The following is an 11319-nucleotide window of genomic DNA, read 5'->3' as shown; positions in this document are numbered from 1 at the left end:
AGGATAGCATTTCCATGTTTCTCGAAAAGTTCAGAATTGACGGCAAGATTGCAGTCGTCACGGGTGCCGCACGCGGTATCGGTCTTTCTGCCTCTGAGGCACTGGCCGAGGCTGGCGCTAAGGTGATCCTCACCGATATGAGCCAGGAACTGCTGGACAAAGCCCTGGCTGAACTGTCTGCCAAGGGCTACAGCGTCGAAGGCGAATTGCTGGACGTCACCGATGTTGAAGGTGTTCAGCGTGTGCATGATGCGGTTGTCGCACGCCATGGCCGCGTTGATATTCTCGTCAACAATGCCGGGATCGCGATCAGCAATCATCCAGCCGAAACCATGGCAGACAACATCTGGAACAAGGTTATTGACGTTAATCTCAATGGCGTATTCTGGTGCTGTCGCGCTTTTGGTAAAACGATGCTTGAAAATGGTTCAGGCAACATCGTCAATGTTGGATCCATGTCCGGTTTCATTGTGAACCGTCCGCAGGAACAGGCCAACTACAATGCATCCAAGGCCGCAGTGCATCATCTGACGCGCTCTCTGGCCGCGGAATGGGGTGCACGTGGCGTTCGCGTAAATTCGGTCGCGCCGACCTATATCGACACAGAAATGAACAAATACGTTTATGACGATCCGGAAATGTATCGTCATTGGGTTGGCGGCACTCCAATGAACCGGCTCGGACGCACGGATGAAGTCGCATCCGTCATTCTGTTCCTTGCGAGCGATGCATCAAGCCTCATGACCGGCTCCATCGTACTGGCCGATGGAGGCTATGTATGCTGGTAAGTGCTGCTTCAACCATGCGCGGCGCACGTTTTCCGGGCCGTTACATTCAAGGCGCAGGCGTCATTGCCCGCTTGGGCGAAGAAGCTTCGGGCTTTGGCGACAAGGCTGTGGTGCTTTTAGACAATGGTATTTTCGATATATTGAAGCCAAAGGTTGATGCCGCTTTTACATCTGGCCCGGAAGTACGCATCGTGCGCCATGGCGGCGAATGCTCGGAAAGTCAGATTGCGGCTCTGGTTGCCCACGCCCGTGAAGCAGGCGCGAAAGTCGTCATCGGTGTTGGTGGTGGCAAGGCGCTTGATACGGCAAAAGCTGCCGCACGCGACCTTGGGCTTCCGTCGATCATTTTCCCGACAATTGCCGCATCTGATGCTCCGTGCAGTGCTTTGGCTGTTGTCTATAACGATGATGGCTCCGTGGCTTATGACACGTTCCTGCCAAGCAACCCCAATCTGGTTCTGGTGGATACGGCGCTGATTGCACAAGCGCCGGCGCGGTTCCTTGCAGCCGGTATTGGTGATGCACTTGCAACTTTTTATGAGGCTGAATCCTGTCGTCAGTCGGGTGCATTCAACTGCATGAAAATGCAGGGTGTAAGCCTTGCCTATGAAGTCGCGCGCTTCTGCCGCGATACCATCTTCGAGTTTGGTGCAGCCTCACTTGCGGAATGCGATGCCAAACAGGCTGGCCCTGCGATGGAGCGTGTGATCGAAGCAAACATTCTGCTTTCCGGTATTGGTTTCGAGTCCGGTGGCGTTGCAGCGGCACATGCTATCCATCATGGGTTGTGCGAACTCGACGATGTTCATCATCATCTGCATGGTGAAAAAGTTGCCATCGGAGTTCTGGCGGGCCTAAAGCTGCATGGCGCTGAAGAAGAGTTTCAAAAAGTGCGCGAATTTTGTCTTTCCGTGCGTCTGCCGACCAGCCTTGCCGATATCGGCATTGAAAAAGCGACCGACGAAAAGCTCGAAATCGTTGCAAAGCGCGCCTGCCGGGCAGGTGAAATCATTCACAATGAGCCGATCAAGGTCACGCCGGACATTGTTGTCGCTGCATTGAAGCAGCTGATCTGAGTTTTATAGTATTTACTGGGAGGATATTATGCAGAACGTCATTTCGTCTTTCGCCAAGGACTTGTTTGCGGGAAAGCGCGTGCTGGTTTCGGGTGCTACGAGCGGTATAGGCCTTGAAATGGCGCGTGGTTTCGCGGCACTTGGTGCGTCAGTTGCTGCAAGTGGCAGCTCCGTCATCAAGATCGAAAAGGCTGTGAAGGACGAGGCCAATAAGGGCATCGAATTCTATGAACTTGACGTTCGCAGCAATGACGATGCCATTGCATTCATGGCCAAACAGCCGCGCATCGATGTGCTGATCAATGCACAAGGTGTTGCGCGGGATCAGACGGAGTGGGAAAATGACGTGTTCAACGATGTCATGGATATCAATCTGAACAGCGTGTTCCGTCTGACAATGGCCGCATACCCAAAGCTGAAGGAAAGCAAGGGTTCGGTAATAGCGGTGGCATCTATGCTCAGCTATCTTGCGGATGCCGGGGTTCCTGCTTACACGGCCAGCAAGACTGGCATTCTCGGCCTGACGCGTGTCCTGGCGCATAAGTTCGGCCCGGATGGCGTGCGTGTCAACGCAATCGGGCCGGGCTATCACCGCACCGACATGACGCGCGCTTTGTGGGAAAATCCGGCGACAGAACAACCCATTGCGCAGCGTTCAGCGCTGAAGCGCTGGGGAGAGGCTGAAGATCTTGTAGGCGCTGCATTGTTCCTTGCTTCGCCTGCAGCCAGCTTCATCACCGGTGTTACCCTGCCAGTCGATGGTGGTTTCCACAGCGGTTGATCGTTGCTGACTGAGTAACAAAATACGCGGTTGGATTTTCGCTATGCGGGAACCCAATCGCGTATTTTTATAATGCGGTCGCCTCAGTTTATGAACTGCGGCAAGATGCGGTCTGACGTTCAATGAGCTTGAAGCCCACATCCACCAGCGAGGGTGCAAGAGATTGGGTGTCTGCATCGCCTTTATCAAAAACATTGAGTAACAATTCGCCTGTTTTGACACCGATTCCGACGGCATCGACGCGTATGGTCGTGATTGCCGGAACCGATTGGCGTGCGATATCGAAGTCGCCAAAACCCATCAACGACAATTGCTCGGGCACTTTAATGCCACGGCGATGGCACTCCATCAGTGCGCCGAAAGCAGAAATATCCGACACTGCAAAAACGGCTTCAACATCAGGTGCGCGTTCAAGCAGGGTTGAAAGAGTTCGCGCGCCGTGATCATGCGAAACGGGTGCCGTTCCTTCGCGCACGATCAGTTCATCACTCACCCCCGCTTCGCGCAAAACAGAGGCAAAGCCCATCAGTCTGCTTTCACCACGTAAATCGATAGCATCGGCGTCAGTGCGTGAACCGAGCGCGCCGATGCGTCGATGTCCGAGCGATAAGAGATATCGTGCGGCAGCGCGCCCTACTTCGTAGTTGGAAAAGCCGACTGAATGGTCAATAGGCTTGTCAGGCTTGCCCCATATTTCAACGATAGGAATATCGGCGCGCAGCAGCATTTCTGTGGCGGCCTTTGTGTGAACCGTGCCCGCCACGACAATCGCGTCGGGGCGTCGCTCAAGCATGGCGCGAATAATGCGTTCTTCTTCCTCCAGCTTGTACATCGTGAAACCGATCAGCAGCTGATAGCCTTTCGGCCGCAGGGATTCTGCAAGTCCCTGAGCAGTATCGGCAAAGTTGGAATTCGTCAGCGTTGGCAAGATTGCCGTGATGAAGTTGGTGCGTCGTGAAGAGAGGCTGCCAGCAACCCGATCCGGAACGTAACTCAGCTGTTCGATGGCTTCCATCACCCGCTTGCGGGTGGCTTCAGATACCAGTTCCGGGTCTGCGAGAACACGCGATACAGTCATTTGCGATACGCCCGCGAGGCGGGAAACGTCTCGCATGGTTGCTTTTCTTGCGGGCGAGGTGATCATGCAAAGTCCTGTCTGATCGGTTGGTTCATCACACGGTCAGCGTCGCTTCGGCCGTTGGGATTTGCTCATAGACAACATGGTAGAAACGGCCGTCAAACATTTCCATCATTTTGTCCGTGATGACACGTCCTTCCAGCCGCACGGGAGAAGCCAAAGCTTCTTCGACCGCCGCCAACGACGGATAATCTATTTCCTGCACCATAGCGATAGACGGTGAGCCGGGGTCCACATTCAACATGCGCATGACCCGCACGGCTTGCGCATTTGGCATGCGCTTCCAAACCGGAAGCAGCTGTTCCTTCACGATGTGAAAGAACTCTTCCTCGCGTCCGGGATGAATTGTGCCTTCAAAAATTGCTGAACGTGTATGCATGGAGAGTTCCCCGTGTGCCAGTTTTTGGTATTGCAATGATATCGATAACATGCACTATTGCAAGCAGCAAGAATGGGAATGAATAACTTACGATAGGTCTTTGCGTTTCGACGATAAGGTCGTGCTGATATTCAGCGCAGCCTCAATGTCACAAGCGATTTTCCCGGGGCTTGCGCGGGAGGGGAGCGTAAAATCGAATACTATTTAAGAGCTGGAAATTCATGAACTTGCGATGTTATCGAAAACATCGAGCGACAACATAAAAGCGAATGTCAACGTATAACGATGATGTCTTGCTGTCATTCAAGGAGGGTTGAGTGAGGGCGGGAACTGGAGGAGAAATCATGCGTATTCTGAAAACAATTCGTAACTTGGCCATGGGTTTAACGATGGCTGGCATGTTTGGTATGGCTGATGCCCATGCCGTGACTATGAGTGAGATTACTGCTCGCGGCACCGTTAAAATTGGCGTGCTGACAGGCGCCCCACCGATGGGGATGGTTGATGAAAAGGGCAATCCAGCGGGCTATGACGTTGATGTCGCCAATCTACTTGGCACCTATCTCAATCTGCCTGTTGAACTTGTTCCGCTGACGCCGCCTGCACGTATTCCTGCGCTTCAAACAGGCAAGGTTGATTTCCTCGTTGCCACGCTTTCACCAACGGGTGAGCGCGCCAAAACAGTGATGTTTACTCAGCCATACAGCGCCTTCAACATGGATATTATTTCTGGTCCGGATCAGAACTTTGCCAAGCTTGAAGACCTGGCTGGCAAGCGCGTGTCGGTGAACCGCGGTTCTACTCAGGAAACAGCACTCCGGAAAGCTGCGATTCAGGGGCTCGAAATCGTTGTCTACGAAGATGACTCGACAAGCGCGCAGGCATTGATTGCCGGGCAGGTAGATGCTGTGGCGCTGCCTTCCACTGTGGGCGAAGCAATCATCAAACAGCGCCCGGAATCGGGACTCAAGGTTGGGTTCACTTTCTTCCAGCAAGGCAATTCGATGGCCACAAAGCTTGAAGATTTTGAGGTCCGTCAATGGCTGAACACGGCCATCTATCTGATGAAGATCTCAGGCGATCTGGACAAGATTGCAGTGAAGTGGACAGGCCGTCCGATGCCTGACCTGCCATCGTTCTGATTGGTTTTCCGTCGGTGCCTCGCTGCACCGACGGATTTCTTCACATCTTTACATAGAAGAATCCGCACAAGCGCTGTTATTCAGCGGGAGGCCGGACCATGTCCTACACTTTTCAGTTCGGAGTCATCGCCCAATATCAGGATGCTCTGCTGGCAGGCATATGGCTGACAATCAAACTGTCCGTCATGTCCATCGTTTTGGGTTGCGCGGGCGGCGTTTTGTTCGCCTCGCTGCGGTCGATGAATAGCGGCATAATTCGCTTTTTTATTGATGCCTATGTCGAGATCATACGCAATACGCCATTTCTGGTGCAGTTGTTCATCATCTATTTCGGTCTGCCTGCGGCAGGCTTCCGTGTGGGTGCCGAAGTCGCAGCCCTGATTGGTATGACGATCAACCTCACAGCCTATTCCACGGAAATCATCCGCTCAGGCATTGAGGCCGTTCATAAATCGCAGATTGAGGCGGGTGAGGCGCTGGGTTTCACACGGCTACAAATTTATCGGCATGTGATCATTCTGCCTGCCTTGGCAAAGGTCTATCCAGCCTTGTGTAGCCAGTTCGTATTGATGATGCTCGCATCCAGCGTCTGTTCGGTGATTTCAACTCAGGAACTCGCCGCATCTGCTGCCTTCGTTGAATCACAAACCTACCGCTCATTCGAGGTCTATATCGTCGTGACCCTGATTTATCTGGGGCTGGCATTGTGCTTGCGCGCAGTCCTTGCGCTGGTCGGGCTCTGGCTGTTTGGTCGTCGTGTTGCCCGCCGCACAGTTGCAGCAATTCCGGAGGCGTCAGCATGACTTTTCGAACCTTTGGCCCCGACGAATTTCTGTTTCTGCTTACGGGTTTGCAGTGGACGATATTGCTGACTGCTATCGCATTGATTGGCGGTGGCATTGCTGGTTTCCTGATCGCGCTGGCCCGTGTTTCGACAATGAAATGGCTGCGCGTGGCTGCTGGCACTTATATCCAGATCATTCAGGGCATTCCGGTGCTGATGATCCTGTTTCTCTCTTACTACGGTTTGAGCCTTGCAGGGTTTGACCTGCACCCTCTGCTGGCTGCCGGGGCATCAATGTCCGTATATGCATCGGGCTATCTGGCAGAGATTTGGCGCGGCTGCATTCAGTCGGTTCCAAAACAGCAATGGGAAGCATCGGAGTCTCTCGCTCTGACGCGCGTTCAGCAATATCGCTATGTGATCCTGCCGCAGGCCGTTCGCATATCCTTGCCGTCAACTGTCGGTTTTGCCGTGCAGGTGGTCAAGAATACCTCGATCGCGTCGATTATCGGCTTTGTCGAATTGGCCCGCGCAGGCACGCTTATCAACAATGCAACGTTCCAGCCATTCCGCGTTTTTGTGGTGGTAGCAGCGCTTTATTTCGCGGTTTGCTACCCACTGTCATTGCTATCACGCTGGCTGGAAAGGAGGCTCAATGTCTGAAGTCATCATCAAGAATGTGCACAAGAGCTTCGGCAATGTCGAAGTGCTCAAGGGCGTTTCCCTGACGGTCGAACGTGGCGAAGTTTTTGCCCTGATCGGTCGCTCAGGATCGGGAAAAAGCACGCTGCTGCGCTGCATCAACGGGCTTGAGAAGATCAACTCCGGAGAGATCGAAATCGCCGGTCATAAAGTGACTAGTGACGCGTCCCAGCTACGCAAACTGCGCAAAGATGTTGGCATTGTTTTCCAGAGCTACAATCTGTTTCCGCATCTGACGGTTGGCGAAAACATCATGCTCGCTCCGAAGATCGTAAAGGCTGTTTCAAAAGCCGATGCCCGTAAAAAGGCCGAAGAGGTTTTGAAGCTCGTCGGGCTTTCGGAAAAATTCGATGCCTATCCTGATCAGTTGTCGGGTGGTCAGCAGCAACGTGTTGCAATTGCACGTTCCTTGGCAATGCAGCCAAAAGTGATGCTGTTCGACGAAGTGACGTCGGCACTCGATCCGGAATTGACGGAAGAAGTGCTCAATGTGATGGAGGAGCTGGCGCGGGGCGGTATGACGATGATCCTTGTGACCCATGAAATGGCGTTTGCCAGGCGCGTGGCGACAAAGACGATTTTCATGCATCAGGGTAAAATCTGGGAGGAGGGGGCTTCAGCCGAACTCTTTGCCAATCCCCAAACCGCCGAGCTTCGCCAGTTCGTCAAATCGGACGTCAAATAATCCCCGAAATAGCCAATAAAGAGAAACAGTATGTCCGTTGAAATAATCCAGCTCTGCCCATTGACCCCCGCAATGGAGCAAAGCCTGAACGAGCAGTATAAAGTCCATCGCTGGTTCGAGATCAAAGATCAGGATGCTTTCCTGAATACGCATGGCGACAAGATCAAGGGCGTTGTCACTGGCGGTCATATCGGCATTCCAAATGAACTGGCAGACCGCTTGCCCGCGCTTGAAATCGTTGCCATCAATGGCGTTGGATTTGACAAGGTGGATCTGCCGAAGGCGCGCCAGAGAGGATATCGCGTTTCAAACACGCCGGATGTTTTGACAACCGATGTGGCCGATACGGCGATTGGTCTCATCATTGCGCAGGCGCGCCACATTGCGACAGCGGATGCACATGTGCGTAAGGGAAATTGGCCAAAAGCCGAAATCGGGCTTGGTACGCGCGTCAGCGGGCGGCGCTATGGGATATTTGGGCTCGGTCGTATCGGCAAGGCAATTGCCCGGCGGCTGGAAGGCTTTGACGCCCAGATCAGCTACACCGGCAGGGCAAAGCAGGATGTGCCTTACGGCTATTACCCAAGCCTTCTGGAACTTGCGCAGAATTGCGACGTTCTGGTGATTGCAGCCGCTGCAAGCGCCGAAACACGCCATGCGATCAATGCCGACGTGCTTGCGGCGCTTGGATCAAATGGCGTGCTGATCAATATAGCACGCGGATCTCTGGTGGATGAAGTGGCGCTGGTTAAGGCGTTGCAGTCCGGGCAACTTGGCGGTGCCGGGTTGGATGTATTTGAGAACGAGCCAACGGTTCCGGCGGAACTCTATGACATGCCAAATGTAGTGCTGACGCCGCATATCGGCAGTGGAACACATCAGACCCGAAAGGCGATGGCTGATCTTGTTCTGGCAAATCTGGGTGCGCATTTTGGCGGCAAGGAACTTGTGACCGCGGTTGTGTAGTCAGTGACGACTGACAGAACCTGAAACGATAAAGGCGGCCAATGGCCGCCTTTCTTATGATAACCTGCCGTCAAGCAGGCGCATCATCTCGGCAGAATCTTTAGCGCCTAATCCAGCTGCGCAGAGCAGACGATGAATTTCAACAACCTGACCTGTCATTGGCAGCGGGGTTTTGGTTTTCATGGCAAAGGCCTGAAGCGCGTCCAAATCTTTCAGCATATTGTCGATGCGGCCAGTGGGGCTGTAGTCGCGGGCCGCGAACTTTCCCATGAACTCCTGCATGATACGATTGTCGGCTCTGCCGCCTGCCAGTGCTTGTGGAATGATCGCCGGGTCAACGCCGCCTGCTTCCGCGAGTTTGACTGCTTCCGCCACGGCCTGAAACGCTACGGCACAGAAAAGCTGGTTGATGAGTTTGGTCGTCTGGCCAGCTCCACTGGGACCCATCAATGTGTAGTTGGCGCTAAGATGTTGCATCGCGGTATAAGCGTGATCGAAGTCTTCTTTTTCACCGCCCGCAACGATGGTCAACTCGCCAGTGAGAGCGCGGGGTGCCCCACCGGAAAGTGGACAGTCAACCCATTTCATTCCGGTTTCAGCGGCGAGTTGCTCGGCCATCTTCGCGGTTTCTGAAGGGTCGATGGACGACATGTCGATGAGGATTTTTCCCGCCGATGCTGCTTGTGCAACGCCACCCTCTCCAAACACAACGCTGCGCACGATATTGGCATGGTTGAGGCTCAGAATGACAAAGTTGCTCTGTGCGGTTGCTTCAGCCGGAGATGCTGCGGCTGTTGCACCTTTTTCGGCAAGCTTGGCTACCCTATCCGCATCAAGGTCAAAGACGCGCACCCGATTGCCTGTCTCCAGCAATCGGGTAGCGATCGCCGTGCCCATGATGCCGGCGCCAATGACTGCAATGTTTGAAGTCTTGCTCATCAATCTTCTCCCATGATTGACGTGATTCAGTAATCAAACGCTGGCGGTCATGCCGCCATCAACATGGAGCACCTGGCCATTGACGAAGGATGATGCATTGCCACTGAGATAGACCGCAGCCCCTACCAGTTCTTCGACATTGCCCCAACGGCCCGCCGGTGTGCGCTTTTCAAGCCAGCCGGTGAACTCGGGATTATCGACCAGTGCCTGATTGAGCGGTGTTTTGAAATAGCCCGGAGCGATAGCATTGATCTGGATTCCATACTTGGCCCAGTCCGTTGCCATGCCGCGTGTAAGGTTGCGCACTGCGCCCTTGGTTGCCGTATAAGGCGCGATAGATGGGCGCGCCAATTCACTTTGAACCGAGGCAATATTGATAATCTTGCCATGTTTACGGTCGATCATATGGCGCGCTACGGCCTGCCCGACATAGAAAACGCTGGAAACATTGGTTGCAAGCAACTGCTGCCATTTGTCGTCGGGGAAGTCTTCAAGTGGCGCACGAAACTGCATGCCAGCATTATTGATGAGAATCTCAATAGGTCCGATTTCGCGCTCAATCGCGGCTACGCCTGTCTTCACCGCTTCAATGTCAGTGACATCAAAATTGGAAGCATGTGCCTTATGGCCTGCAGCTCCCAGGTATTTAACCGCTGTGTCGACTTTGGTCTGATCACGGCCGTTGATGACAACCTCGGCACCATGCTCGGCAAGCCCTTGGGCGAGTGCCAGACCAATCCCCTGGCTGGAACCGGTTATCAGGGCCAGTTTGCCCGTCAGATCGAAGAGCGGAAATGTCATTGGTTCCTCCCGGATATTCAAATGCTTTAACAGCCATTGACAGTATTGTTCTTGCATAAATGTTATCGATAACATATGCAAGTTAGATCAGGGAGGACCGGATGAAAACTGTCGTCATTCACGCCGCTAAAGACCTCAGAATTGAGGAGCGCGAACCCGAAGCCGTAAGCGCAGGTCAGGTCGAAGTTGCCATTCAGGCAGGTGGGATTTGTGGTTCCGACCTTCATTATTATAATCACGGTGGTATCGGTGCCATTCGTCTGCGCGAGCCGATGATACTTGGTCATGAAGTGGCGGGAACCATCACGGCTGTGGGAACTGGCGTGAATGGACTGGCTCCTGGCGATCAGGTAGCCGTCTCGCCAAGCAGGCCTTGCGATGCCTGTCAATATTGCCTCAGGGGCATGCAAAATCACTGCCTCAATATGCGATTTTATGGCAGTGCGATGCCTATGCCGCACATTCAGGGTGCCTTCCGTCAAAGGCTGGTTGCACATAGCTGGCAATGCCACAAAGTCGCCGATGGCATCTCTGTTCATGAGGCGGCCTTCGCCGAACCTTTGGCTGTGACACTCCATGCTGTCGCGCGTGCTGGTTCCTTACTGAATAAGCGAGTGCTCGTAACCGGCTGCGGACCAATTGGGGCTTTGATTATCATTGCTGCACGTGCCCATGGTGCACGCGAGATCGTCGCGACCGACGTGATGGAGCCAGTGCTCAAAAAGGTTAGGGAAGTTGGCGCAGATCGGACCATTAATGTGGCCGAGAATCCCGAGCAGTTGGCGAGTTATGCGGCCAACAAAGGCTACTTCGACATCATGTTTGAAGCCTCTGGTAACGAGCGTGCGATGCGGGCGGGATTGGAAGTGCTGAAGCCGCTTGGCATTCTGGTGCAGGTCGGTCTCGGTGGCGATGTCTCCATCCCACAGAATATCGTGGTTTCGAAAGAGATCGATATGCGCGGTTCTTTCCGTTTTCACGAAGAGTTCGGCCTCGCGGTCGATATGATCAACCGCAAAGCCGTCGATGTGAAGCCACTTCTGAGTTCCGTCTATCCGCTTGAAGACGTTCTTTCAGCTTTTGAGATTGCTGGCGACCGCAACCAGTCTATGAAGGTTCAGCTGACATTCTAGAGTAT

13 protein-coding genes are annotated in these 11319 nt (G+C 53.7%); 9 read left to right on the top strand and 4 right to left on the bottom strand.

What is annotated here, in order from left to right; all coding sequences use genetic code 11:
- The first annotated feature begins 14 nt into the window (after nucleotides 1-14).
- Genes CES85_RS04155 through CES85_RS04145 form a run of 3 tightly spaced genes read left to right on the top strand, consistent with a single transcriptional unit; the run spans nucleotide 15 to nucleotide 2645 of the window.
- On the top strand, nucleotides 15-788 hold the full coding sequence (locus tag CES85_RS04155) for an SDR family NAD(P)-dependent oxidoreductase (RefSeq protein ID WP_095444762.1): 774 nt from the start codon (nucleotides 15-17) through the stop codon (nucleotides 786-788).
- The gene (locus CES85_RS04150) at nucleotides 779-1864 is read left to right on the top strand and encodes a glycerol dehydrogenase (RefSeq protein ID WP_095444761.1); all 1086 of its coding nucleotides are present in this window, start codon (nucleotides 779-781) and stop codon (nucleotides 1862-1864) included. Before CES85_RS04155 ends, CES85_RS04150 begins: the two co-directional genes overlap by 10 nt.
- A 28-nt stretch (nucleotides 1865-1892) precedes the next feature.
- A complete protein-coding gene (locus CES85_RS04145; protein ID WP_095444760.1) occupies nucleotides 1893-2645 on the top strand; it encodes an SDR family NAD(P)-dependent oxidoreductase in 753 nt (250 codons plus the stop codon).
- 88 nt (nucleotides 2646-2733) lie between these two features.
- Here CES85_RS04145 and CES85_RS04140 read toward each other — a convergent pair whose 3' ends face one another.
- Nucleotides 2734-3759 carry a LacI family DNA-binding transcriptional regulator gene (locus tag CES85_RS04140; protein WP_095445690.1) on the bottom strand — a complete coding sequence of 342 codons (1026 nt, stop codon included), beginning with the start codon at nucleotides 3757-3759 and terminating at the stop codon, nucleotides 2734-2736.
- Between the two features lie 58 nt (nucleotides 3760-3817).
- Complete coding sequence (locus tag CES85_RS04135; RefSeq protein WP_094575561.1) at nucleotides 3818-4162, bottom strand: EthD domain-containing protein; 345 nt, start codon at nucleotides 4160-4162, stop codon at nucleotides 3818-3820.
- Between the two features lie 377 nt (nucleotides 4163-4539).
- Here CES85_RS04135 and CES85_RS04130 point away from each other — a divergent pair, with 377 nt between their 5' ends.
- The 5 genes from CES85_RS04130 (at nucleotide 4540) to CES85_RS04110 (ending at nucleotide 8441) form a co-directional block, all read left to right on the top strand.
- Nucleotides 4540-5304, top strand: a complete 765-nt coding sequence (locus CES85_RS04130; protein ID WP_374882749.1) for a transporter substrate-binding domain-containing protein — start codon at nucleotides 4540-4542, stop codon at nucleotides 5302-5304.
- A gap of 98 nt (nucleotides 5305-5402) precedes the next feature.
- Entirely contained in the window at nucleotides 5403-6107 is a 705-nt protein-coding gene (locus CES85_RS04125; RefSeq protein WP_095444759.1) for an amino acid ABC transporter permease, read from the top strand.
- On the top strand, nucleotides 6104-6751 hold the full coding sequence (locus CES85_RS04120) for an amino acid ABC transporter permease (RefSeq protein ID WP_094575555.1): 648 nt from the start codon (nucleotides 6104-6106) through the stop codon (nucleotides 6749-6751). The genes CES85_RS04125 and CES85_RS04120 overlap by 4 nt, the downstream gene beginning before the upstream one ends.
- The gene (locus tag CES85_RS04115) at nucleotides 6744-7475 is read left to right on the top strand and encodes an amino acid ABC transporter ATP-binding protein (RefSeq protein ID WP_094575553.1); all 732 of its coding nucleotides are present in this window, start codon (nucleotides 6744-6746) and stop codon (nucleotides 7473-7475) included. Before CES85_RS04120 ends, CES85_RS04115 begins: the two co-directional genes overlap by 8 nt.
- A 30-nt stretch (nucleotides 7476-7505) precedes the next feature.
- Complete coding sequence (locus tag CES85_RS04110) at nucleotides 7506-8441, top strand: 2-hydroxyacid dehydrogenase (protein WP_095444758.1); 936 nt, start codon at nucleotides 7506-7508, stop codon at nucleotides 8439-8441.
- A gap of 54 nt (nucleotides 8442-8495) precedes the next feature.
- Here the strand turns inward: CES85_RS04110 and CES85_RS04105 are convergent, their stop codons facing one another.
- Both CES85_RS04105 and CES85_RS04100 read right to left on the bottom strand, forming a co-directional pair.
- Nucleotides 8496-9380, bottom strand: a complete 885-nt coding sequence (locus tag CES85_RS04105) for an NAD(P)-dependent oxidoreductase (protein ID WP_095444757.1) — start codon at nucleotides 9378-9380, stop codon at nucleotides 8496-8498.
- 33 nt (nucleotides 9381-9413) lie between these two features.
- The gene (locus tag CES85_RS04100; protein ID WP_095444756.1) at nucleotides 9414-10181 is read right to left on the bottom strand and encodes an SDR family oxidoreductase; all 768 of its coding nucleotides are present in this window, start codon (nucleotides 10179-10181) and stop codon (nucleotides 9414-9416) included.
- A gap of 101 nt (nucleotides 10182-10282) precedes the next feature.
- Between CES85_RS04100 and CES85_RS04095 the strand changes: the two genes are divergently transcribed.
- Nucleotides 10283-11314: an L-idonate 5-dehydrogenase gene (locus CES85_RS04095; RefSeq protein ID WP_095444755.1), complete on the top strand. Its 1032-nt coding sequence runs from the start codon at nucleotides 10283-10285 to the stop codon at nucleotides 11312-11314.
- The last annotated feature ends 5 nt before the right edge of the window (nucleotides 11315-11319 follow it).

It is taken from the genome of Ochrobactrum quorumnocens (genome assembly GCF_002278035.1).
GTDB lineage: Bacteria > Pseudomonadota > Alphaproteobacteria > Rhizobiales > Rhizobiaceae > Brucella > Brucella quorumnocens.
This window is presented reverse-complemented; position numbering and strand designations above follow the sequence as displayed.